Raw genomic sequence first — 24839 nt, 5'->3', positions numbered from 1 at the left:
ATCAAAAGTTTAAGACCAATCCTGCTCCAAGACTTTTAGGTTCTAGTACGGGATAGATCATTGTTATGGTATTGGATTCTTTTTTATTGAACAGCTTGTTTACGGTAGGAAAAAGCCAATAGGCCAGCTCAGTACTTAAAATACCAAATCCGGCTCCTGCGACCACATCGCCTACCCAGTGCTTATTATTGAGGGTTCTGTATACTCCCGTAAAAATGGCAATGGGGTAGCCTGAAATGGCGAGCCAGATGTTCTCATCCTGATATTCCCTGAACAGAAAATGTGCCGAAGAAAAAGCGGTCGTGGTATGTCCTGAAGGAAAAGAAAGATGATTGGTGCCATCCGGACGTTCCTCTTTTACCAGATGCTTTAAAGGCAAAACAATCGCAGCAGAAATCAGTTGTGAGGTTCCGTATATAATGGTCCGCTCCTTTAAATTATGCTTTCCTTTTATGCCTGTAAGATTATATCCGTAGACCATTGCTGCAGGCAAATATTGAGTATAGTTGTCCAGTTTGATGTGTTTAGGTTGATGTTCTCCGATCTCATACTTTGTGGAACTGTTCAGATTTTTGAGCGCATCAGAACTTAAACTGACCACTCCGAAGCCAATAAACACAGTCGGAATAATGAGTTTTTTGTAGCTTGGATGATATACTTTATCACCATAAGTCTCTATATCTTGTTTTTTCAGTTCGGCTGAATCAGATTTAACCTGTCCAAAACAAATATTGGAACAGGTTAAAACAATGATTGTTACTATTTTCATGGCTAGTTACTTAAACCTTAAATTTAAGGAAATAATATCTGATTTCATCCCTATTGATTTGGTATAATGTCCGTACCTTATCTCCAGCATATTGAGTCTTTCTATCCCGAACAGTCCATTTTTAGGATTGATGCGTATGCCCGCCCCGTAAAAGTTGCTGCTGAATTTTGAAAGGTCATAATTGCTGGTATAGAAATCATCAAACGCCGTGTGCTGCTGATAAGGTGAAAAATATTTGGCACCCGTCTGAGAATAATACCTGTAAAAAGGACTCACCGAAACAAAAGGTGATATCTTCACAGGCGTTTCCAGACTGATCGTATTGGATCTCAATCCCCAGTCATCGGTATAATAGCGGTAATAGGCTCTCAGGATCACCTTATCTCCGAAGAAATAATTTGCTCTAAGTCCCAAAGGAAGTTTGAATCTCTTATCCGGCAACGCTTCCTGATGCACAGATCCATCCGTAAAATAAACCCTGTGGAAAGGTAAACTCAAATAACCTGTCTGCTGAACGGCATCTGTCATCAATTCCAATTGAAAATTCTTATTGATGATCTGAGAATAAGATAAGGAAAGCGCATAGGTATTTCTCCCGCTGGTTCCATAACCTTCGTGTTCTCCTCCGCCTGTACTTCCAGTCCGAAGTTCGATCGGAGCAATAAGCTTTACCTGATCCAGAAAAGCCTGAAACTTGGCAGTGAATTCTCCCATTCTGTTTGGTGTTTTCTGTGAAAATCCAATATTGGCTCCGATAGACTGGTAATCAAACTCTCCCGAATAGGAAACGCCGGCCATTATCGTGCTCCCTTTGGCTTCGTTTTCACGGCTCCATCCCAAAGAAGGATAAATCCTTGTATCTGCGTGTGAAGCCGATGAGTTGGCCTTGAGATCGATCATATCTGATGAGGCTGACGTATAATGGTCTATCCCGACATCCAAAGTATATTTGTTCTTTCTTAGTTTCTTGTCATAATTCACAAGGACAACGTCTATCGAATTAGAAATATCGTTGAGTTTTTCTGATCCTACACCGCCCGTTACCGCAGAATTATTTCCGTCTTGTTTATAATAACTCGATACAAGATTGATCTCATCCAGACTTAATTTTTTGGAGGCTTCAGTATTGGTGTTTTCCTGTGCCTGAGCATTGAAGAATCCAAAAAGGGCGATAATGCTTATAATTACTTTTTTCATTTTAATTCATTTTAGGTTTTAGTAATTATTATGTTAATTACATCCGCATCCACCACCCACTTTACCGGCGTTAGCTCCTGAAGAGCCTTCGCGATAAGACTGGAAACTGAGTTCTGTCTTTTCAATTGTCCGGTTGCCAAGAACCATCTCAGCATCGTTGAGCTTGCTTTTTTCGTATTCTTTTACTGTTGTGCAGGAATGAACTGATGAAAGGGCAAAGAATATAAAAATGCCCATCATTATTTTTATTACACTATTTTTCATTAGGATTTTTTTACTTGTTTAATGTCAAAGATTCTCAAAGACATTATTTGAAATTGATGTTTTTTGATGAATGAATATTGTTTTGATCATCGATAATAATACACTCTAAGTGGTTGATCTGATCCACGAGACCAATTGCAGCCTCTATTCCCATAATCGTTACTGGCGTTGCCATGGCATCCGCAATCTCGGCGTTCGGACAGATCATCGTCACACTTTTGATTCCCGAAACCGGCATTCCCGTTTTGGGATTGATGGTATGGGAATATTTTTTACCGTCTATCGTTACGAATTTCTCGTAATTGCCGGAAGTTGCTACGGAAGTATTGGTGATGTTCATATAAGAAAACGGAAGCGCAGCATTGTCGGGATCTGCAATACCGATCGTCCACGGTTTTCCGTCTGCCTGTAATCCCCAAGTCGTAAGGTCTCCGGAAGCATTAACGACTCCGGAAGCAACCTCTCTTTGTTGGAGAATTCTTTTCGCCATTTCGGCAGCGTAACCTTTGCCAATACCGCCGAAACCGATCCGCATTCCTTTTTCTTTTAAAAAAACCGTTTGGCTTTCCCCATCTAAAAGAATATTTTTGTAATTGACCAGTTTCAGATGCTCTTTTACCAATTCGGGATCAGGAAGTTGCTTCATTTCACGGTCAAAATTCCAGAAGGTTTTATCGATTCCGCCATAAGAAATATCAAAATATCCATTTGTAATATGGCTGATCCTTAAGCTTCTTTCAATCAGCTGAAAAACTTCTGCATCTACTTTTACAGGTTGGATACCGGCATTTTTGTTGATAAGACTGGTCTGGCTGTCATCGCTGTAAGTCGTGAGCAATTTCTCGATCCTCTGGATTTCTGAAATTGCAGCTTCGATATGGTCAAAAGCAATTGCTTCACTGTCATCCACAACAGTGATCTCGAAGATATTTCCCATTAGTTTTTGGGATTTTCGAAACTCTTTCAGCATCATTTACTTCTTTTGATAAAAACTTTTTATTTCATTGCTAAAAGAAACTGCACTTTCCGACGGAAGACCTTCCCAGGTTTTCAGAATTTTTCCTTCAGAATTGAGCAAAAGGGTGAACGGAAAAAGACCTTTAGAATTGTATCGCTCGGCCAGAGAAGCATTTTCTTTTTTAATCTCTGCGGAAGGTTGATTTTTTTTACTTCTTGGAAAATCTGCATTGACATACTCCAAAATATGATCGGTTGTCAGCTGTTTGAATGTCTCGGTTTCAATAATATTCTTATGCAGCTTGATACACGGAATACACCAGTCTGAGCCGGAAAAGTTAAGAAGAATCAATTCGTTTTGTTCAGAAGCTGTTTTCTTTGCTTTTTCAAAACGTGTTTGTGCAATTGCTAGTACAGAGAATAGAGCCAAAAAAATGGCTGTAAATATTGTTTTCATAATGTGTATAAATTAGATTGTAGAACCAATTGTGTCTGAATGATGTTAAATTCATTCAGATCCTAATATTTTGTAAAGTATTTTAAGACAGTCTTGGTGGCTGCCAGATAGAGTGCAAATAACCTTTAAAGAAGAAATCATTATCTGATGATGCTATTTTTTCACGTGTAATATGTCCAAAAAAAATATTTCTTTCTTCAAGTTTAAAGACCTGATTTATTGTGAAAATAAGATTTAGTGGGGTAGAATGTATTACAAAAGGCAGTTTCCTATCTGTTTTGTAATCTGCATCTTTTACCGGATTATCATAGTGGGTTTTAAGAAAAGCTTCAAATGTCATTTCTGAATTCAGCTTTTTGTGTTCCATAAAATGCTCGACAAGAATCGGAACTTTCAACAGCTGATAAAGTTCAGTTGTTGAAAAGAGAAACAGTGCGAGTAAAACTACGGAAACCCATTTTTTCATATATCAAAATTATGTAATGTTTCGTTAAGAATGATTTTAAATAGTATGTAATCAGTTATTTCACTTCCTTTTTTATTTCACTGACCCACTTTTCTATTTCAGCCCGAGTAGAAGCAGATAGTTTTGCATCCTGATGAATAACTGTATAGGAAGCAAGCGGCATTTCGCCTTCTTTGACGGTTTCTACGATCTCATCGAGTTTTTCAAGCTTTTTTTCGCGGCTGTAAGAATTGAATTCATCAAAGTTCAAATGTCTTTTACCTGAATTCACGTGATCTGCCAACCACCATTTCACAGGCTGTACTTTACTGTACCACGGGTAAGAGGTATTATTGGAATGGCAGTCATAGCAACTTGTTTTCAAAATTGCCTGAACTTTTTCAGGTATTTTATAGTGATTTTCGATAGCGTTGGCAGATTGACTCTGACTGATGTTTTTCTGGACATCAATAAACTGAATACCGATAAACAGCAACAACAGTACAGTTAAAATATTTTTTAAATTTAAAATTGACTTATTCATAATTTTTTATTTTTTTTTGGATTAATATTTATTTGAGTGGAATTATTCCTCTTCACTTGCCGTATTTTTTAGCTTCATCAAAAGCGTGTACGCATTCTTGGTAACGATTTTTCTGTTCTTAAAATTTTCAAAATTTTTGATTTGAATGAAACCGTTTTCAGCTTCTCCCAGCGTTACCGGAATCATTTTATAAGTTTGTTTTTTCCCCTCAACAAAAACATAATCTTTACCTTCAAAATTAACAATGCTTTCCTCTGGTAGCGCGTTGGAAAAGGATGTTTCAGTCTCGATCTCAGCGTTCATATACATCCCTGGAGTCAGATTGTGATCGTACTGCTCAAAATGGCAATGCACATCTGCCGTTCCGTCTGCATTGATATCTTTGCTGATCAGGATAATTTCGCCACCGTATTTTTTATCCGGCTGCGTATTGGTATTGGCGGTAAATCTTTGTCCGATTTTCAACATTTGCAGGTCTTTTTCATACACTTTTAGGTTCAGGTGAATGTCATTGGGATTGATGAGTTCAAACAAAACATCAGAAGGATTGACAAACTTTCCGATATTCACATTCACTTTGCTCACAAAACCGTTGATCGTGCTGTACACCGGAACACTTTTCCTGATGTTCCCCGAAGTAAGACTGCCCGCGTTGATGTTCACGATCTTAAGCTGTTCTGCCAAAGTATTCATCATAATTCTCTGGCTGTTCATCTCAGACTGCGCCATCTGCATCACTTTATCACTGCTTGCCTGGCTTTGGTTCAGCTTTTTTTGCCTGTTATAATCCAGTTCTGCAAAATGAAGCTTCGATTTAGCCATCAGATAATCCTGCTGAAGCTGTATAAACTGAGGATTTTCTATCACAGCGATCACCTGTCCTTTATTTACCCGCATTCCCGGAAGGAGATTGGTATTTTTCAGATAGCCGCCCAACGGAACACTTACGGAAACCAAATTCTGTGGTGGTACATCTATTTTTCCGTTGATCTTGAGCACCGTAGAAATATTTTTCTCAGACAATGGCATTGTTTCGATAGTCGTATTTTTAAGCTGAGCATCGGTCAATGTAACCGTAGTTTCATCTTTAGGAGCTGTTGGCTTTGCAATAGTTTCTTCTTTTTGATGGCACTGAACCGAAAAAAAGAGAGCAAGTATTAATAAAACCGAATATTTATTTTGAATTGATTTTAACATAATTTATTGATTTAAAGTGATATATTCCAGCTCAACAATACTTTCATTAAGATTCCAAACGGCATCTGTATAATTATTTTTGATGCTGATCGCATGATTGGCAAGCATTACGAATTCGAGATAATTAATTTCTCCGTTGATGAACTGTTTTTGAGCGGTTTCCAGAATCGTATCGGCATTTTTAAGTTCATATTTCTCGTACTGAGAAACAATTTCCAGGTTTTTCTGCTGAATTTCTGATAGTTTTTTATACTGATTTTTTAATGTAAACTCCGCATTCTGAAGATCATTTTCGGTCACAGATTCTGCAATTTTTGAAGCTTCAATTCTCGCTTTTTGTCCGCCCGAAAATATGGGAACTGAAACACCAACCTGAACCGAATGAAACTGTGGTGAAGCATTGTACACTTTGTCATCCGCACCCATTCCACGGAAACTGTTGAGATTATAAGCGAATTGTAAACCCGGCAATAATTTGGATTTTTCCAAAGCCGTTTGTTGTGCTGCAATGCTTTTTTGCTGTTCCAATATTTTTAACGAAGGATTACCGGAAACGTCATTTTGAAGATTGGAAAGAGAAAAAATACGGTCTCCATCAAGAATTACTTCAGTTTCTGAATTCAGAAGCCATTGCAATTGCAGCTGCAAAGTTCTGAGTTCCTGTTTCACCTGTTTGATCTGAATTTCAATAGCTGATTTTTGATTGGCAGCAGTTGCTTTTTCCAAAATATTACTCTCGCCACTTTTTAATCTTAAAGTTGCCTTATCCAGAAATTGAGCATAAAAATCCAAAGATTCATTCAGAATTTTTTTCTTTTCCTGCCAATACAGAATGTTGTAGAAGGTGAGTGTCACGCTTTTTTTCAGCTGATATTCTTTTAATGAAATATTCAGCTCGCTTTTTTTCCATTCTTCTGTGTACAGATTTTTCTGTTTTTTGTAAACAGTGGGAAATGCAATGCTCTGGGAAACCCCAAATTTCAGATCACTGTAAGCGCTGTTGATTTGCCCGTAATCCGCAGAAATTCCTGTCTGAGGAATGTCAGAAGAAGTCTTGATGAGTGCTTTTGCATATTCTGATTTTAATTTCTCATTCTTAAGACCTCTGTTGTTTTTCAAAGCGATGGCAACCGCTTGATCTAAAGTAACTTTGGTTTGAGAATTCATCATATTTCCTGTTAAAACACAGAAAATAATGAGAACAGGCGTTATTATATTTTTGCGGTTATTTTTCATTTTTAATCCTTTTTCAATAGTTACGTAAAGCAGTGGAAGCACAAAAAGGGTGAGCAATGTCGCAATCAAAAGTCCGCCGATGACAACGGTTGCCAATGGTCTTTGGACTTCTGCTCCGGCGCCGTTACTCACTGCCATCGGGATAAATCCTAATGAAGCCACAAAAGCAGTCATCAACACTGGTCTTAATCTGGCTTCTCCGCCGTCTACCACAATTCTGACAATATTTTTAATGCCACCTTTATACAGTCTGTTGAATTCTGAAATCAGTACAATTCCATTAAGGACAGCCACACCGAAAAGCGCGATGAATCCAACACCAGCACTGATGCTGAAAGGCATTCCTCTTGCAGCCAGTAACAGCACACCGCCTATAATGGAAAGCGGAATCGCCGTATAAATCAAAAGACTTTCTTTCACCGAATTAAACGCCAGAAACAACAGTACAAAAATTAAAACCAAGGCAATAGGAACTGCAATCATCAGTCTGTTTTTGGCATTTTTGAGGTTTTCAAAAGAACCTCCGTACGTGACATAATATCCTGTAGGAAGTTTCAATTGTTTGTCAACTTTGGCTTGAAGTTCTTCTACAATTCCCTGAACATCACGGTTTTTGATGTTAAAACCTACCACAATTCTCCGTTGCCCGTTCTCACGCTGGATTTGGTTCGGACCATCTTTAATCTCGACATTGGCAAGCTGAGAAAGCGGAATCTGATTACCAGACGGCGTGGGAATTAATAAATTCCTGACATCATCCAGATTCTTTCGGTCATTACTGTTTAATCTGACGACCATATCAAAACGTTTTTCGCCCTCGAAAACCAGACCTGTGCTTTGCCCTGCAAAAGCGGTATTGATCACTCTGTTGATGTCTCCGATAGACAAATGATATTGTGCAATCACCGGTCTGTTGTATTGGATAATCACCTGCGGAAGACCAGAAACAGGCTCGATATATAGATTTTGAGTTCCCTTTACGGTATTGATTATTTTACCAAGCTGATTGGCATTTTTCGCCAATATTTCCAGATCTTCTCCGAATATTTTCAAAACAACATCCTGTCTTGCGCCGGTCATCAATTCATTAAAACGCATCTGCACAGGATACTGAAAACCAACGGTAATTCCGGGAACATCTTCCAACGCTTTGCTCATTTTGTCTGAAAGCTCCGGAAAGGTTTTGGCGGAAGTCCATTCGCTTTTATCTTTCAGGATTACCATCATATCCGAAGCATCCATCGGCATCGGGTCGGTGGGAACTTCTCCGCTTCCTATTTTGGTAACTACTTTCTGAACTTCCGGAAAGCGGGTTTTCAGAATATGAGCTGCTTTCTGCGTACTTTCAATTGTGGTTTTGAGGTTGCTTCCGGGCAAAACTCTGGTATCAACAGCAAAATCTCCTTCTTCCAGGGATGGTATAAATTCGCCTCCCATTCTGCTTAGAACCACTACTGAAAGGACAAAAAGTACAATCACAATACTGAAAATGGTTTTCGGTATTCTTAAAACTTTTAGTAATGTTTTTCGGTAAAGATTTTCAGCCTTCGCCATTAATCGGTCTGAGAAGTTCATTTTGTGGTTTATTTTTTTGCTTAAAATGATAGAACTCATCATCGGAATGTAAGTCAGCGAAAGCAGAAACGCGCCCAATAAAGCGAAGGCAACTGTTTGTGCCATTGGTTTGAACATTTTACCTTCAATCCCTTGTAATGTTAAAATAGGCAGATATACAATTAGTATGATGATTTGCCCGAAAACCGCACTGTTCATCATCTTTCCAGCAGAATCTATGACAATAGTGTCCATTTCCTGTTTTGAAACTGATAGCGCCTTCCGGAATTTTGAATTGTGGGTAAACTGATGCATTACAGATTCTACAATAATCACGGCACCATCTATAATCAGCCCAAAATCCAGCGCACCAAGGCTCATCAGATTTCCGCTGACGCCGAAGAGATTCATCATACAAACCGCAAAAAGCATTGCCAATGGAATAACAGAAGCGACCAATAGACCTGCACGGAAATTCCCTAAAAATAAAACCAGTACAAAAACGACAATCAATGCGCCTTCCATCAGGTTTTTTTCAACAGTACCAATGGCGTTGTTCACCATTTTGGTTCGGTCTAAGAATGGCTCAATCACAACTCCTTCCGGCAAGGTTTTTTGAATCTGTGCGATTTTGGCTTTTACATTTTTGATCACCTCGCTGCTGTTTTCACCTTTCAGCATCATCACGATCGCACCGGAAACTTCGCCATTGTCATTATAAGTCATTGCCCCAAATCTTGTCGCATAACCGTAACGCACCTCTGCAATATCTCTTATAAACAGAGGAACATCATTGTTTTTGTTGGCGATCGCAATGTTTTTGATATCATACAGATTTCCGACCAATCCTTCGCTTCGTATGTATAGGACAGTAGGTCCTTTTTCTATATAAGAACCGCCTGTATTCTGGTTATTGGTTTTCAACGCATCGAAAACATCGGTAATGGTGATTCCGTAAGCATTGAGTTTATCCGGATTGACGGAAATTTCATATTGTTTCAGTTTACCACCAAAACTGCTGACTTCTGCAACGCCTTTTACACCAAGCAATTGTCTTCTGACAATCCAATCCTGAAGCGTTCTGAGTTCCGTAATATCGTATTTGCTTTCGTATCCTTCTTTCGGACGGACAACGTATTGATAGATTTCACCAAGTCCCGTAGAAATAGGTCCTAAAGAAGGTGTTCCGACGTCTTGCGGAATTTGATTTTGAACTTGTTGCAGTCTCTCTGCAACTTGTTGTCTTGCCCAATAAATATCAACATTGTCATCAAAAACAATGGTCACTAATGAAAGCCCGAACCTTGAAAAACTCCGGATCTCTTTCATCCCCGAAATATTACTGTTGGCTTGTTCTATTGGGAAAGTGACCAATCTTTCGATATCTGTCGCCCCAAATGATGGAGCAGTTGTGATCACCTGAACCTGATTATTGGTTATGTCAGGCACTGCATCTATTGGTAGTTGCGTGACCTGATAAGCACCTACGCCTATCAACCCGAATACCAATAATGCTATAATGAGTTTATTCTTTACAGAAAACTCAATGATTTTTGTTAGCATAAATAATTCTGTTAAATCTTAATTTTAAATAGATAGTTTTTGCTCCCTATTCCTGTCAATGATGTTCTACAAAATCGCTGTGCTTACCAGTAAGTACAGACCTGATTTTTCTTTTGTTGATGAATAATAGAAGCAGGGGAGAGCTCAACACAAGACGTGTTGTAACATAAAAATAAAAAGGCTGATTAACAGTTTTTTGGCGGCTGCCAGATAGAATTTACCGCGTCTTTATGATAGAAAACCAGGCTGTAAGAAAAAGTTACCTTCGGGTGATCACAGGGTATTTGCTTTTTTATTTCTACACTGAAATCAGGATTCACCGTAAAAACGAGAGCGAGTGGAAAAGAGTGATCTGCAAAAGGCAATTTTTGGTCTGTCTTATAATCCGAATCTTTAACAGGATGGTCGTAATGTATTTTCAGAAATTCAGTAAAGGTCATTTCCGGATTGAGCCCTTTATGCTCAATATAATGCTCTACAAGAATAGGCAGCTTCAATAACTGATTAAGCTCAGTTGTTGAAACCAGATATAAGGAAAGCAATAATATGGAAACCCACTTTTTCACAGATCAAAATTATGCAATGTTTCGTTAAGAATGATTTTAAATTAATGATAAGCACTTCATCTTTATAAATAGTAAAATGCTACCACATAGATTAAATTCTAATCAGACTGAATTTTTTAAATTTTCGTTGATAAACTGAGGAGGAGATCAAGATCGTCCCTCACAACGATCATTCCGCCCATTTTTTTTGGTGGTGTGATCCTGAAATCACTGAACTTTACATTTTTTCTTCCTATCATTTTGCTGTCTTCTATCCAGAATTCTATGTTGTAACGTTTGATCTGGTTCATCATTTTCACTTCTACCACCGCAAGAAAGTTCTTTTGAGTTTTACTGAAGTTGATGAATCTGATGGTCATCTCAGGATATTTTTCTGCATTCAGGATCTTCTGAAAATCCTTGGTCATCATCTTGTTTCCGCAATCAAAATCTTTTACATTCAGAATGATATAGGGTAATTTTTTATCGAAAAAATGATAAAGACCTATTTCTGATTTGAACTTTTTGTTGATGCATTGGAAACTGTTGACATTCTTACTGCCATTGATCTTTACAAAGTTTTCCTGGGCGTTTGCAAAAAGAAAACATAAAACGAAAAGCAAATTTAGAAGTTTCATGACGCTTGTTTTAAAAAGCAAAGAAAACCCTGGAGTTTCCTCTGCCACTATTAACTAAATATTTAAAAAGAGATTACTGCTTCCATCATAAAACCTTTGAATTCACCATCTTTTTTGATGCTGGTTGAAGGATATCCGTCATATTTCTGGTTGACGTATTCCAATTTTGCGAGAAAATTTTGGTCATAAACCAGCCTCCGCCAATATTATATCTGTCCACACTGATATCTTGTCCTGTGATTGTACAATCTAACATATAGAAAATGAATTTATTTTGTGTCTCTGACTGGATTACAATCACTCCTTCTGTTTTATCAGTATTGGTAAGCATAATATTATACCAACGAGTTCTCAAGAAAAAATTTATATATTTAGAAAAACAAAATCTACAATTAATGTTGCCAACTTTGCAACATTAACAGATTTCAAAATAATACATAACGATGAAGAAATTCATAATTATCTTTATTTTGTATCAGGTACAATTATTGTCCCAGGAGATCAAGATATTTCTCCGCCTGAAATACATCATTAATTATATTTTAAAACTAAGGATAATGAAGGTGTTTGGAAAAGACAAAATATATTTGATATTACCCCTCTACTTGAATGTAATCCTAAACCTAATGAAACTATTGCTGATCCCTCTTGTAGAACTGAGGATTTTTTTTAGGAGCATTAAATCATATCGCAGAAAAAAATGAATTAAGTACTAAACAGGAAGATTTTTTAAGATTTAAAACTTTCCATGGCTGGGAAATCGAAAAATCGACTGCTAGACTTTGTTTAATGAATCTCTACCTTCATGGCATTGGTGACTTACAAAAAACGCCTGATATACATGTCTCATACAGTTTAAATCCACATAAAATAAATAAACAGGTTCCAAAGATTAAAATTGTGCTTGCAAATCCTCCTTTTGGAAAAAGTAGTAGTGATATACCCACAACTGATGAAAATTTAGCTAAAAGGGATGGCTACTTCCTGAGTGATGACTTTTGGGTAACAACTAGCAATAAACAATTAGCATTTTTACAACATATTGTATCTATGTTAGAATCAAATGGAAGAGCTGCTGTTGTGCTTCCAGATAATGTATTGTTTGAAGGAGGTGCAGGGGAAATTATACGCAAAAAATTGCTTAGCGAAACAAATCTTCATACTATTCTTAGGTTGCCAACAGGAATATTCTATGCGCAAGGTGTTAAATCAAACGTACTTTTCTTTGAAAAAAATCAAAAATTAGATTCTGTAAAGTCGTCACAAAATCTGTGGATTTATGATTATCGAACCAATATACACCACACGCCTAAAAATAATCCTATTGAAATAAAACACTTATTAGGCTTCATAGATTGCTATAAAAATAGAGACGAAAAACAGTTAAAGGAAGAATGGTCAACAAACAACTCAAATGGTCGTTGGCGAAAGTTCTCATATGATGAAATTATTCTCAGAGATAAAACAAATCTAGATATAATTTGGCTCAAGGATGAAAACTTAATTGATTTTAATAATCTTCCAGACCCGGATATTATAATGGAAGATATAATAGAAAATATTGAAAGCGCTCTATCTGGTCTTAAAATGATTAGGGATTCATATTAATTAGAAATAACAATCCTTCTAACAATAAACTTTAGAAGGATTATTGTTTTCTACAAGTATGCTATTCTATTAATCTGGGGATTTTTGTTAAAAATATCTTTTTCAGATTGTTTAAATTACAATATATTTTTTATTATTTACTTCCTTTGATGTTATAGGTTACCACAGCATTGGTATATGCAAGTAATTTGTATGAAGTGATGGATGAATTTTCATGCATACTTATATTAATTTCTGTTGCTCTTTCCATTTGACAAAATTAGATACATTATGTATCTTTTTTATTATATTTGCAGATACAAATTGTATCAATGTCAATATTTTCAGAAAACATCAGGCTTCTAAGGCATAAGAAAAATTTATCTCAGCAGAGCTTTGCAGAAAGTCTAGGGATGAGTAGAGTACGGTATTCAAAATACGAAGACGGGCGTTCAGAGGCACCTTACGAGATCCTAATCCGGATCTCCAAATTCTTCAATGTGAGCATCGATCTGCTGCTGACCCTTGATATCAGCAAATATCCGGTGGACAATATGATGAAGCTACCGGAGAACAGGGTGGTATTGCCGATCACCGTAGATTCTGAAGGGGAGAATTTTATCGAGATCGTACCTCAGAAAGCATCGATGGGTTATCTGAAAGGCTTCAGTGATGCAGATTATATTGATAAGCTTTCCCGAATGAAACTTCCCTTTTTGAAGAATGGAAAATACAGGGCTTTTCTGGCGGATGGTGATTCGATGCCTCCTTTTGCAGACGGCTCCTATATTATAGGCGAATACATAGAACAATTGACCGACCTGAAACCTGGGAAGGAATATATTTTCGTCACTTCAGAAGGCATCACTTACAAGACATTGGTCAAGCAGACGAAAAAGTCAGTTATTGTCTCGGCTGACAATACATTTTATGAGCCTTACGAGATCCCTCTTGAAAATGTTTTTGAGGTATGGAAATATGTGCGTGGGATCCTTCCGGAAAATTATAAACCTGGAAAGACAAATGAGACCTATATCAATACAGTGTTGCAGGAACTTAAAACCAGTATCAAAGAACTGGATGACAAAGTCTCTTCCATTAAATAATTTTTTTCAATCAATATTCCCATGCAGCTTAGTTTATTTGATACAGAAGAATTTTACGAGTTTCCAAAAGACCTTTTGGAGTACCGGGAGAATTTCCTGAACAAGGAAGAGGCAGATCGGTTAAAAGATCATCTGCTTCAAACAGCGCCATGGGAACAGCGAACTCAGAAGATGTATGATAAGACGGTCATAACACCACGACTGACCGCTTGGTATGGTGATGACAAAAAATCTTACGAATCGGCTGATAATAATACATTCGGTACCAATCCCTGGACTTCGGAGTTGCTGGCATTAAAAGAAAGAATTGAACAAGAATTCGGTTATAAGTTCAATGGGGTTCTATTAAACCTGTATCGGGACAATAATGATTCCGTGGCCTGGCATAGGGATAAGGAAAGCAGGTATGGAAAGCGTCCTGTTATTGCATCCATTAGTTTAGGCGAAACAAGAAACTTTGATTTTAGAAAAAAAGACCATCATCAAAGCAAATACGGTCTGCCGCTTCCTAATGGTTCACTCCTTATTATGAAAGGTGACCTGCAGGAAAACTGGGAACACCGGATCGCCAAATCTACTGTACGTATGAAGGAACGTATTAATCTAACATTCCGATTGATCAGTGAACTATAATATCATAAAAAATAAAATTAAATAATAGTTATATGTCTATTTCTTACTACGATTTTAAAAATCTACCCACTCAATCTCAATACGAATTGGCCTTGGCCGAAGGAAGGGTCATCAGTGAAACCTCTAAGGATGGACTAAAGTTTGTATTGTATGAGCTGTCAAGTTTTTCAGTTGAGATCGTATATAAGACCATCAATAACAAGATAGAAGGTCTTAGCGTATTCCAGAATAAAGGAACTCTATGACACATAAGATAATTTTCATTTGTCTGCGTATCAAAACTAGTGTGATCCAGATCACATTAAAATAGTGATTTGGGTCCTGTGTTTAAAACACAGATAAATTCCAACTTTGTAGTACTAAATTAAATAGATATAAAAATGAGCAAAAAAGTTTTATTCGTGTTAACGAGTCACGACGAATTAGGAAATACTGGTTTGAAGACAGGATTCTGGACCGAAGAATTGGCTGCCCCTTATTATGCACTGTCTGATAAAGGAGTTGAAATAACACTGGTATCTCCAAAGGGAGGTCAACCGCCGATCGATCCGAAAAGTGAAGATCCCTCATCTCAAACGGATGCCACACGCAGAATGGACAATGATGAGGTTTTAAAGAATAAATTAAAAAACACCCATAAATTATCGGAGGTTAAAAGTGAAGATTTTGATGCGGTATTTTATCCTGGTGGACACGGTCCTTTGTGGGATCTGGCTGAAGATAAGGTTTCACAAGACCTTATAGTTGATTTTTATACCAACGGTAAGCCTGTAGCATTCGTTTGCCACGCACCCGGAGTTCTGAAGGATGTGAAAATAGACGGTGAGTATCTGGTAAAGGATAAAAATGTGACTGGATTCACCAATACTGAGGAAGAGGCAGTACAATTGACTGATGTTGTTCCCTTTCTGGTAGAAGATATGTTGAAAGAGAATGGCGGCCTTTATAGTAAGATCGAAGACTGGAATCCTTATGCGATTGTTGACGGAAGACTGATCACAGGACAGAATCCTGCATCATCTGAGAAAGTGGCAGAGGAATTATTGAAATTGATATAGACCATTTCATTCAGAAATAGATCTTGTCATCAAAGATCAGTTGATGACAAGAAAAATGATTGCTTTTTTAGGAAACATTAAGATAATCAGGTCTTTTTTAAAATACAATTAACACCATTGATCATCTTCAAATGTATTTAGTTTCCATAATTTTGCAAAGGAAATACTTGTAAAAAGGTTTTCATGGTTATTAGTTTTTATCCCCATATCATTTGGGGATTTTTTATGACAATTATGGCTATATAGGGATCCGGGTATTATTTTTTTAAATAAAAGATCAGCTAAATATTGACATAATTCCCTTACTTTTCCCTTGAGCTCGATACATGGAAAATGACCTGCTGACCTTTGATCGATCAGTACACCCGTATTTTCATCTTTTCTGAGCATCTCAATATGACTCTTCAGGGCGTGTAACTTAAATTCAGTAAAATATTCGGAGAAAATGAATTTGACATAGGCTTCCTGTTCTTTATAAACATAGCCGTCATCACAGATCCGGTAGAACTTTCCGAAATGTGCTGTTCCATTACGACCTGCTCTGGGCACATAGTCTTTATAGTTAACAATATCATAGACGATAGAACCATATTTCTCCCGCAATTCAGCATTGATCTGACAGGTAACAGCCAAAGGTGGTGCAAAATGATAAGCACCTTTAAAGTTAAGCTGATGATATTGGAGTGGAAGAATAAATAACTGTGCTAAGGCCGCACCAAGAGAATGCCCTGTTAAATAGATAGGAAAAGTTCTCGTATCAGCTTGTGGATCCACTTCCATAATTTTATTTTTGATCTTCTCGACCAAATTTTCCTTTTGCATCAAACGCATCAGAGACCTTCTGAACCCACCGTGTCCTGCCGGCATATTGGACAACTCGTCATTAAAACCTTTCGAATTTTCATAATTCCAATATTTTGAGTCCGTGAGCCAGTCTTTAAGAACAGAAGGTTCGGTACCTCTGAAAGCAATAACCATAAAATCCTTGTTTGCCCATAACAAAACCTGGTTGTGATGTATACCATACGAATCATCAATTAAGGCATAAGTAATTTTGTTTTCCGGATAATTTTGATTGACCTGTTGCTTGAGAATTTCAATATTGCGCTCATTCTAATAGGCAACTTCGGAAATTTGCGCACAAAACAATGCCGTCTTTTGATCGTATTTTGAGAAATCCTGATTAAAATTGGATGGATCAATATCTGAAAGCAAAACATCCTGACCTGGAGAAAGACCCGCCATAGCGAGAAATAGGAAGAATAGTTTTTTCATGGGGTTAGTTTTTTTGGTTCAATATAAATGTACAAAAAATTAATAATCAATGTGTTATGTTTTAATTAAATATGTTTAGCGATATAAATCTTTTCGGTACTACGAAAAGGTAGTGATTTTATGTGATGTTCAATTTCCAACTTTACCCTAATAAAAAGTTGATCAACTGTTCATACCATTTAACATCAAAAATTCACCGTTATGAATACCGAAAGAACAGAATTTATAGCCTGGATGGAAAGGATCATGGAACGATTCGACATCCTCAAAGAACAAGTGTCATCCAGCCAGTCCAGATTCATAGAGATCGACGGCGAAGTGCTGCTTGACAATCAGGACGTGTTGCAACTCTTAAAGATCAGTTCAAGATCATTGCAGCGCTACCGCACCGATAAGAAGCTACCGTACTACACCATCAGCGGCAAACTCTATTACAAGCTGTCCGATGTCCATCAGCTGATCAGGGAATGCCTTAGTTCGTAATTGAGCAGAGACATCAACAGCCAAGAAAACATCTCCAATACCATTATTTAAAGTTTGACCGCAGGTGCACTTATTTTCGTCTCATCAAAATTAATTGTGATGGAGGAAATAACAAAGCCAGCCGCTAACGCTAATGCGATCAAACCGGTATCGGACACCCTTTTGGTTATGAAGAAGGACACCAATAAAATCGAGATGGTCAAAGGCGTAAGCGAGGATGGAAGTCTGCAAAAGGTTCCGCCAAAAGAGATGAAGGAAAATGACCAGCTGATCCGGGTTGACAAGCACGGCGATTTGTTCTCCAACTTCTTCTCCAATTTCTACAGGCAGCTGAAGAACCCGTCGCAATTTAATTTCTTCAAGGTCTCGGAATACGATGCTGTCAATACAGCAAAGGATCTTCAGCAGTATATCGATCAGGCCTCCCCGGAAGAAAAAGAAAAGCTGAAGGAATACGAAGTCTTACCAAACAATACTAACCCATTAAAAAATCAGAATACAATGGAAAACAACACAGAAACTCAGGAATACCGTTTTCAGCCGGAACAGATCGACTGGAAGACAATGGAAAAATTCGGGCTTAATCAGGAAAAGCTCGAAAAGATGAATGCTTTGGATCCACTTCTCAGAGGCTTCAAGACCAATACGCTCATCCCCGTGACGATCAATCTGGGAACAGCGGTCAGCAAAATGGATGTCCGTCTATCCCTTCAGACAGCAGACAACGGCGAGGTAGCCGTTAACCTGCACGGCATTCGCAAAGAGCCGAACTACAACCTCAAGTTCCTCGGTCACGAGTTCACCGATGAAGACAAGAAAAACCTTAAAGAAAGTGGCAATATGGGAAGGGTCGTCGATCTGGTCAACCCCAAGACCGATGAGATCATCCCATCAGTCATCAGCCGTGACCGACTGACCAATGAATTGGTTGCGTACAGGGCAGAGTATATGAAGATCCCGGATGAGATCAAGGGCATCAAGCTGGATGATCACCAGAAGCAGACCTTACTCGAAGGTAAGCCACTTTATCTGGAAGGAATGACCTCCAAAAAAGGAGAACTGTTTGATGCTACTGTACAGTTCAACGCTGACAAACGCTATGTCGAATTCATCTTTAACAACAATCAGAACCAGCAACAATCACAGCAACAAAACCAATCACAGCAGCAAACTCAGAATAATGATGGGGAAGCCCCAAGAGTATTCCGAGGAAAAGAGCTGGACGATGCACAATACGACAAATTCAAAGCGGGGCAGACGGTGTATGTGGATGGTCTTGTAGACGGCAAAGGAAAAGCCTATCAAGGCTATATCACCTTCAACAAGGAAACATCTAAAACGGATTTTTCTTTTACCAACCCCAACAAATTGAAAGAAAAAGCCCAAACATCAGAAGACCATAAGACCCAGAAAGCGGTCAATTCCGATGGCAAGACGAATGAAGCCACCAAGAATCTCAAAGAGCCTTTAGATTCCAAACAGCAACAGCCTGCCAACAAGCAACAGGAAGCCCAGCAAAAGAAACCGGTCAGATCTAAAGGACGCAAGATGTAACCAAAAAATCAAAACAATTCCAACCACAATAAACCCAAAGATATGAAAGCTATCATCGCAGAAAAGCCCAGTGTCGCAAGAGAGATCGCACAATTATTAAATGCCAATGAAAGAAAAGACGGTTACCTGGAAGGCAACGGGTATTGCGTGACCTGGGCATTGGGTCATTTGGTATCATTGGAAATGCCGGAGGATTATGGTATAAGAGGCTTTGACAAAGCCTCTTTGCCAATCTTTCCAGACCCATTCCTATTGATACCCAGACTCATTAAAAAGCCAAATCAAAAAGGCTATCAGCCTGATCCTTCCGCACTGAAACAGCTAAAGATCTTACAAAATGTCATTGATCGATGCGACAGCATCATTGTCGCAACCGATGCAGGAAGGGAAGGAGAGTTGATCTTCCGGTATATTTATCACTATCTCCAATGCAACAAACCCTTTGAAAGATTATGGATCAGCTCTCTGACAGAAAAGGCCATACAGGACGGTTTTAAAAAGCTCCAGCCAGGTTCAGCGTTCAACGGCTTATATAATGCCGCCAAATCCAGAAGCGAAGCAGACTGGCTGGTCGGAATCAACGCTACGCAGGCCTTGAGCATTGCCGCCCATCTGGATGTCTATTCTTTGGGAAGAGTACAGACCCCGACACTGGCCCTGATCTGCAAGAGATTCGAAGACCATCAGAATTTCACACACACAAAATACTGGCAGATCCAGTTGAAGCACCGCAAAGATTATCTGGACTTTACCAGCCAGTCCAATGAACAATGGGAGGACAAAAAGCAGGCAGAACAGATCCTAAAATCTATAGAGCGGGAAGGCAAAGCTACTGTTGAAGATGTATCCGTCAAGACAGTACAAGAATCATCTCCCGTACTTTTTGACCTGACCGAACTTCAGAAGGAATCCAACAGAAAGCTGGGTATGTCTGCTGACGAGGTTCTGCAGACTGCTCAGGCGCTGTATGAAAAGCGATTCATCACCTATCCGAGAACCGGCAGCAAATATATTCCCGAAGACCTTTGGGCAGAGATCCCGGAACTGGTCAGGATCCTGAATACCGTCGATCAATTCAAAGATGCCGTGTCAACCCTGAAATTTGGCAGTTTTAACAAACGGATGGTGAATGACCTGAAAGTGACCGACCACCACGGACTATTGATCACTACGAAGATACCATCCGCGCTTACTGCAACAGAAAAAGCCATCTACGATATGATCGCCTACCGTCTTCTTGAATCACTCTCAGAGCATTGTTCCAAAGAGGTCAGCCATATTATGGTCAAAGTACATCACTATGAGTTCCTTATTAAAGGATCCAAAATACTGACCAAAGGCTGGCGGGCCATCAAAGGCATCGTTTCAGAAAACAGCGACAATAAAACTGAGGACAGCAAAGTCCCCAATAATCATAACAACAATAGCGTTGAAGAACCCCTCATTGACCTTCCTGAGTTCAAGGCAGGAGATGAACTCAAGATCTCACAAGCGGACCTTTCGGAAAAAACAACGCGACCTCCCAAATTATACAGTGAGGCCGATCTGTTGTCGGCGATGGAAAATGCAGGAAGGACAATTGAAGATAAAGAACAGCAAAAAGCCATTTCAAGTACAGGGATCGGCACACCTGCCACAAGAGCCTCTATTATTGAGACTTTGCTTAGCAGGAGCTATATCATCAGAAAAAGCAAAGCTTTAATTCCAACCGAAAAAGGACTGAAAGTTTTTGATCTTGTCAAAGACCAAAAAATAGCCAACGTCCATATGACCGCAGAGTGGGAGATGGCATTGGACAAGATCGAGAAAGGTGAGCTCAATTCAAAACAATTCATCATGGATATTAAAGACTACACAAAAGAGATCACCAAAGAACTATTGTCACTATCCATCCTTCAAGAAAATATCCCCCAACTCAAATGCCCAAGATGTCAACAGCACAACCTCATCATTAAAGATAATATCATCAAATGTCCTGATGAGCAATGCAACTGGGTGCAGTTCAGAAACGTTTGTGGAATAACGCTCAACATACAGCAGATCACTTCACTGATCAACAACAGAAAAACCTCGCTCATCAAAAATATGAAGGCCAAAAACGGCAAACAGTTCAGTGCCTACATCGTTTTGAAAGAGGATCACCATACCATATTTGAATTCCCAGATCACTAAATTTATTTTGAAAATAAGTATCTTAGAATAAAAAAATATGAAAGTGTTTTTATGTTATAAACATTCATCAGTGGAAATCAAATGGGACCTCCCATTCCTTCCCCATATTGGAGAATACATTTCAACCACTGAACTTTTATCCGAAAAACAACATAAACAGCTTGGAGCCCAAAATGATTATCTCAAAATCATCAACATCTCATGGTTTCTGTATAAAGACAGCAGAGAATCTTCTGTAGAAATTCTTCTTGAGTAATCGGTAAATAGAATTATGGTGTACAGGCTATTTTAATATTAAATATATTTCATGATATTAGTTGATGGTTTACGACTGTTTTTATTCGCCCGATTAGTTTTATGATAAAAATATTTATTTAATACGTCATAATTTGTCGCATTAGGAACCTAGCTTTGCAAAAGACGATTCTTAAGAAGTTTCTTGTCCAAAGATTACAGTTTAGCTATATTTGAAATATATTATGAGTACTCTATTAAGCCATAAAAAAACTACAGTTAAATCAACTATCACAAAGGAGATTTTAGCTGTTTTGAATAACACAGATAAAGACCCTTCAAAAACTTTGGTCAGTGGGAGGGTTATGGCTAAAGCTTGGGTAAAACAATTTGAAGATGAGGTAAGACTCCCCACAGTGCAATACTTCATGCAACGTGTTATTAATTCATATTGGAATTCGAATCGAAATTTTTCTTTACAATCTTTTCCGATACAACTCAGTCGAATTGAGTTACCATTTGTTGAATTTGACGATAGTATCGAAGCGGTTGCCAACGTTATCGGCAAGGCTGCCGCTGAACTAGACGTAATTAAAGCCTCATATGAGTTAGGAAATTTATACACCAGTATCCTTCCGGAAAAAATGAGATCAGATAACGGTGTGTTTTATACTCCACCTGCACTTACGGACAGACTATTAAACGGTGTGGAAAGTGCTGGAGTAGATTGGGCATCTTGTTCTGTAGCCGATCCGGCATGCGGGGGTGGTGCATTTTTGGCACCAATAGCTCTTCGTATACTCTCTGCAATTCATTATCTGTCACCTGAAGAACAATTACAACATCTGGAACAAAACCTAATGGGTTATGAAATTGACCCATTTTCAGCATGGTTAACAGAAATATTTTTACAAATTGCAGTAAAAGATATTATGAACTTAGCGGGTCGTCGTATCAAATCTATGGTAACGATCTGTGATACAATCACTTTTTTTTCAAATAAAGCCAACCGAAGAGCATTTGATGTTGTCATTGGAAATCCCCCTTACGGTAAACTGACATTGACTAAAGAAGTAAGAGAAGAATACGAGGACAGTCTTTTTGGTCACGCAAATCTATATGGCATATTTACTCATTTAGCGATCAATCTTGTTAAACCCGGTGGGGTTATAGGGTATCTTACACCTACGAGTTATCTTTCTGGTGAATATTTTAAAAAATTGAGAATGTTCATTCGAAAAGAAACTAGCCCTGTAACGATTGATTTTGTTGCTGGTAGAAAGGGAGTATTTGAAGATGTGCTCCAAGAAACCCTATTGGCAGTGTATAAAAAGAAAAGTCAATTGTCTGACGAAATCCCAGTTGTAGAGATTAGCGAGATTGCGACTTTACCTAATGGCAAATTAAAGATTTCTTCGGCTGGTAAGTATGAATTACCTATTGATAAAGGCTCTCCATGGATATTACCACGAAATATAAAACATGCTAAAATTGTAGCATCAATGTCCAACATGAACGATAGTCTTGTTACTTACGGATATAAAGTAAGCACGGGGCAATTGGTTTGGAACAGACATAAAAAACAATTATCTGATAAAAAAAACGGAAATTCTTTTCCCATAATTTGGGCTGAAGCCGTTTCAAAGGATGGGAATTTTCAGCTTAAAGCAGAGAAGAAAAATCATAAAAAATGGTTCCAATCTAAAGATGGTGAGGATTTCCTGAAGACCAAAAACTCTTGTGTTTTGTTGCAACGAACTACTTCTAAAGAGCAGGAGAAAAGATTGATCACATCGGTACTTCCAGATGAATTGATTGAAAAATATACAGCGGTAATTATTGAAAATCATTTGAATATGATTATTGCAACGGTCGCTAATCCTCTTGTAAACCTTAAAACATTATCAACTTTCTTAAATAGCAGAGTTGTTAACGATGCATTCACGACAATCAGCGGGAGCGTTGCGGTATCTGCGTATGAATTAGAATCACTACCATTACCCGAACCATTAAAATTGAAACGCCTAAATACATTAATCAATAATAATGCAAGTTCTGATCTTATAGAAAAAGAATGCACAAAAATATATAATAAAAACTAAATGAGTCAATTGCCTCCATACGTGACAAGAGAATTAATCCATGAGCGTCTTCCTTTGATATTTCCTGAAGGTACTCCCAACAGAACATATCTTATTAGGGAGATGGCTGCCAGTACGATTTTTACCATGCTTTATGTTGGTGCGATTGATGGAAATGACACTTTTATCGGTCCTGTTCATGTATATAGGATGACAACTGAGCAGTCAGTCCTCTCTGATGATTTGAATCGTAAGCAGTATGGTATCCAAGCATTATCGAAAGGTTTTCAGCCCGAAGGCAAAAGATGGTATGCAGATAATACGAGAGAACCTATCAGAGACGAGACTTTAAGAGAAGGATTGATTCCTGTAGGAGCGGTTATTACTAGAGCTGGTCTACCTACTACGTCCAGCCGACCTCGCTATACACTTCAGAATGATTTTGCAAATCTTTTCAACCCAACGATTGCGGAAGAGGAATTGGAATCAGAAATCAAATCATGGCAGAGTACCAATTTATCAGCCAGCGCAAGAGCGAGATTATCGTTAGCAAGCCGCACTGGAAATGTAACTGATGGGAGAGTTCTGGTGACGTTTCCGAATGGTGAAGCAAGAAACTTAAGTGCTGGTCCAAGTTCGGAAATATCTAAAGCTGTTGTGGAAGTTTTTTCCAAAAAATTTTTAAAAGAACCAGCTGTTTTATGGCTAAGCACAAGTGACGCTAAAGTAACATTTGTAGATGATGCTATTGCTAAAACCATAGGCCTTGAAATCGAAGCAGATAAAAATTTGCCAGATCTGATCTTAGCAGATCTGGGTACACCCGATCCGCTTTTGGTATTTGTTGAAGTTGTTGCCTCTGATGGGCCAATTTCCGAGAGAAGAAAAGAAGCTTTGTATGAACTCAGTGACAAGGCTGGTTTCAAACGACAAAATATTGCATTCGTTACTGCTTATAGGGACAGACAGGTACAACCATTCCGCAAAACCGTTCCTGAATTAGCTTGGGGGAGCTTTGCGTGGTTTATGTCAGAGCCCGACAACCTTATTTTCTTAAGTGACAGTGAGAGGAAATTGTCTGAATTTTAATCAATACCGTTAATACTTAGTTTTATTAATACTTACATTGTCTCAACGAATGTTCTATAGTACTATATGATTTTTCCATTTAATTACGGAAACACGTAAATACTGATAATGTATTTTTAATATATTTGGCAATTATGTTATAAATCATAACATTAGCAAAAATTATTAACCATAATACATTAAAGTTGTATTTTCATTCAA

General features: G+C 38.1%; 25 protein-coding genes. 11 read left to right on the top strand and 14 right to left on the bottom strand.

What is annotated here, in order from left to right:
* Nucleotide 1: 1 nt before the first annotated feature.
* The 12 genes from BMW39_RS16170 to BMW39_RS19355 form a co-directional block, all read right to left on the bottom strand.
* The gene (locus BMW39_RS16170) at nucleotides 2–769 is read right to left on the bottom strand and encodes a phosphatase PAP2 family protein (protein WP_034978534.1); all 768 of its coding nucleotides are present in this window, start codon (nucleotides 767–769) and stop codon (nucleotides 2–4) included.
* A gap of 6 nt (nucleotides 770–775) precedes the next feature.
* Nucleotides 776–1966, bottom strand: coding sequence for a DUF3570 domain-containing protein (locus tag BMW39_RS16165; RefSeq protein WP_034978536.1), 1191 nt, complete (start codon nucleotides 1964–1966; stop codon nucleotides 776–778).
* 33 nt (nucleotides 1967–1999) lie between these two features.
* Nucleotides 2000–2230 carry a DUF4266 domain-containing protein gene (locus tag BMW39_RS16160; RefSeq protein ID WP_034978538.1) on the bottom strand — a complete coding sequence of 77 codons (231 nt, stop codon included), beginning with the start codon at nucleotides 2228–2230 and terminating at the stop codon, nucleotides 2000–2002.
* Between the two features lie 43 nt (nucleotides 2231–2273).
* Nucleotides 2274–3200, bottom strand: a complete 927-nt coding sequence (locus BMW39_RS16155; RefSeq protein ID WP_034978675.1) for an FAD:protein FMN transferase — start codon at nucleotides 3198–3200, stop codon at nucleotides 2274–2276.
* Nucleotides 3201–3203: 3 nt separating this feature from the next.
* The gene (locus BMW39_RS16150) at nucleotides 3204–3644 is read right to left on the bottom strand and encodes a thioredoxin family protein (RefSeq protein WP_034978539.1); all 441 of its coding nucleotides are present in this window, start codon (nucleotides 3642–3644) and stop codon (nucleotides 3204–3206) included.
* 82 nt (nucleotides 3645–3726) lie between these two features.
* Nucleotides 3727–4110: a hypothetical protein gene (locus BMW39_RS16145; RefSeq protein ID WP_034978541.1), complete on the bottom strand. Its 384-nt coding sequence runs from the start codon at nucleotides 4108–4110 to the stop codon at nucleotides 3727–3729.
* Nucleotides 4111–4165: 55 nt separating this feature from the next.
* Nucleotides 4166–4633: a heme-binding domain-containing protein gene (locus BMW39_RS16140; protein ID WP_034978543.1), complete on the bottom strand. Its 468-nt coding sequence runs from the start codon at nucleotides 4631–4633 to the stop codon at nucleotides 4166–4168.
* Nucleotides 4634–4675: 42 nt separating this feature from the next.
* Complete coding sequence (locus tag BMW39_RS16135; protein WP_375600496.1) at nucleotides 4676–5830, bottom strand: efflux RND transporter periplasmic adaptor subunit; 1155 nt, start codon at nucleotides 5828–5830, stop codon at nucleotides 4676–4678.
* Between the two features lie 3 nt (nucleotides 5831–5833).
* Nucleotides 5834–10183 carry a CusA/CzcA family heavy metal efflux RND transporter gene (locus BMW39_RS16130; RefSeq protein WP_034978547.1) on the bottom strand — a complete coding sequence of 1450 codons (4350 nt, stop codon included), beginning with the start codon at nucleotides 10181–10183 and terminating at the stop codon, nucleotides 5834–5836.
* A gap of 185 nt (nucleotides 10184–10368) precedes the next feature.
* The gene (locus BMW39_RS16125; RefSeq protein ID WP_034978549.1) at nucleotides 10369–10749 is read right to left on the bottom strand and encodes a hypothetical protein; all 381 of its coding nucleotides are present in this window, start codon (nucleotides 10747–10749) and stop codon (nucleotides 10369–10371) included.
* A 116-nt stretch (nucleotides 10750–10865) separates the two neighbouring features.
* Nucleotides 10866–11366 (bottom strand): hypothetical protein, encoded by a 501-nt coding sequence (locus tag BMW39_RS16120; RefSeq protein WP_074719365.1) that lies wholly within the window; start codon nucleotides 11364–11366, stop codon nucleotides 10866–10868.
* Between the two features lie 85 nt (nucleotides 11367–11451).
* A complete protein-coding gene (locus BMW39_RS19355) occupies nucleotides 11452–11622 on the bottom strand; it encodes a hypothetical protein (protein ID WP_165569364.1) in 171 nt (56 codons plus the stop codon).
* Nucleotides 11623–12053: 431 nt separating this feature from the next.
* On the opposite strand from BMW39_RS19355, the gene BMW39_RS16105 reads away from it, so the two are divergent.
* From BMW39_RS16105 to BMW39_RS16085, 5 genes are all read left to right on the top strand, one after another.
* Entirely contained in the window at nucleotides 12054–12974 is a 921-nt protein-coding gene (locus BMW39_RS16105; protein ID WP_083391947.1) for an HsdM family class I SAM-dependent methyltransferase, read from the top strand.
* 311 nt (nucleotides 12975–13285) lie between these two features.
* Nucleotides 13286–14059 (top strand): XRE family transcriptional regulator, encoded by a 774-nt coding sequence (locus BMW39_RS16100; protein WP_034978555.1) that lies wholly within the window; start codon nucleotides 13286–13288, stop codon nucleotides 14057–14059.
* Between the two features lie 21 nt (nucleotides 14060–14080).
* Nucleotides 14081–14692: an alpha-ketoglutarate-dependent dioxygenase AlkB family protein gene (locus BMW39_RS16095; RefSeq protein ID WP_034978557.1), complete on the top strand. Its 612-nt coding sequence runs from the start codon at nucleotides 14081–14083 to the stop codon at nucleotides 14690–14692.
* 32 nt (nucleotides 14693–14724) lie between these two features.
* Entirely contained in the window at nucleotides 14725–14937 is a 213-nt protein-coding gene (locus BMW39_RS19190) for a hypothetical protein (RefSeq protein ID WP_073334137.1), read from the top strand.
* 135 nt (nucleotides 14938–15072) lie between these two features.
* Complete coding sequence (locus tag BMW39_RS16085; RefSeq protein ID WP_034978559.1) at nucleotides 15073–15750, top strand: type 1 glutamine amidotransferase domain-containing protein; 678 nt, start codon at nucleotides 15073–15075, stop codon at nucleotides 15748–15750.
* A gap of 108 nt (nucleotides 15751–15858) precedes the next feature.
* Here BMW39_RS16085 and BMW39_RS16080 read toward each other — a convergent pair whose 3' ends face one another.
* Nucleotides 15859–16752, bottom strand: a complete 894-nt coding sequence (locus tag BMW39_RS16080) for a lipase family protein (protein ID WP_165569365.1) — start codon at nucleotides 16750–16752, stop codon at nucleotides 15859–15861.
* Between the two features lie 111 nt (nucleotides 16753–16863).
* Nucleotides 16864–17025, bottom strand: coding sequence for a hypothetical protein (locus tag BMW39_RS19350; protein WP_165569366.1), 162 nt, complete (start codon nucleotides 17023–17025; stop codon nucleotides 16864–16866).
* Nucleotides 17026–17226: 201 nt separating this feature from the next.
* On the opposite strand from BMW39_RS19350, the gene BMW39_RS16075 reads away from it, so the two are divergent.
* The 6 genes from BMW39_RS16075 to BMW39_RS16050 all read left to right on the top strand — a co-directional run bounded on the left by BMW39_RS16075 (nucleotide 17227) and on the right by BMW39_RS16050 (nucleotide 24638).
* Nucleotides 17227–17508 carry a helix-turn-helix domain-containing protein gene (locus tag BMW39_RS16075; RefSeq protein WP_034978563.1) on the top strand — a complete coding sequence of 94 codons (282 nt, stop codon included), beginning with the start codon at nucleotides 17227–17229 and terminating at the stop codon, nucleotides 17506–17508.
* 99 nt (nucleotides 17509–17607) lie between these two features.
* Entirely contained in the window at nucleotides 17608–19062 is a 1455-nt protein-coding gene (locus tag BMW39_RS16070; RefSeq protein ID WP_034978565.1) for a DUF3945 domain-containing protein, read from the top strand.
* A 42-nt stretch (nucleotides 19063–19104) separates the two neighbouring features.
* Nucleotides 19105–21234: a type IA DNA topoisomerase gene (locus BMW39_RS16065; protein ID WP_034978567.1), complete on the top strand. Its 2130-nt coding sequence runs from the start codon at nucleotides 19105–19107 to the stop codon at nucleotides 21232–21234.
* A 70-nt stretch (nucleotides 21235–21304) separates the two neighbouring features.
* The gene (locus BMW39_RS16060; protein ID WP_131474360.1) at nucleotides 21305–21490 is read left to right on the top strand and encodes a hypothetical protein; all 186 of its coding nucleotides are present in this window, start codon (nucleotides 21305–21307) and stop codon (nucleotides 21488–21490) included.
* Between the two features lie 223 nt (nucleotides 21491–21713).
* Nucleotides 21714–23570: an HsdM family class I SAM-dependent methyltransferase gene (locus tag BMW39_RS16055; protein WP_051880046.1), complete on the top strand. Its 1857-nt coding sequence runs from the start codon at nucleotides 21714–21716 to the stop codon at nucleotides 23568–23570.
* Nucleotides 23571–24638, top strand: a complete 1068-nt coding sequence (locus BMW39_RS16050) for a BsuBI/PstI family type II restriction endonuclease (protein ID WP_074719364.1) — start codon at nucleotides 23571–23573, stop codon at nucleotides 24636–24638.
* Nucleotides 24639–24839: the final 201 nt, after the last annotated feature.

The organism is Epilithonimonas lactis, assembly GCF_900110605.1.
Taxonomy (GTDB): Bacteria; Bacteroidota; Bacteroidia; order Flavobacteriales; family Weeksellaceae; genus Epilithonimonas; species Epilithonimonas lactis.
The sequence above is the reverse complement of the archived record's forward strand: the minus strand, read 5'-3'. Positions and strand labels throughout refer to the sequence as shown.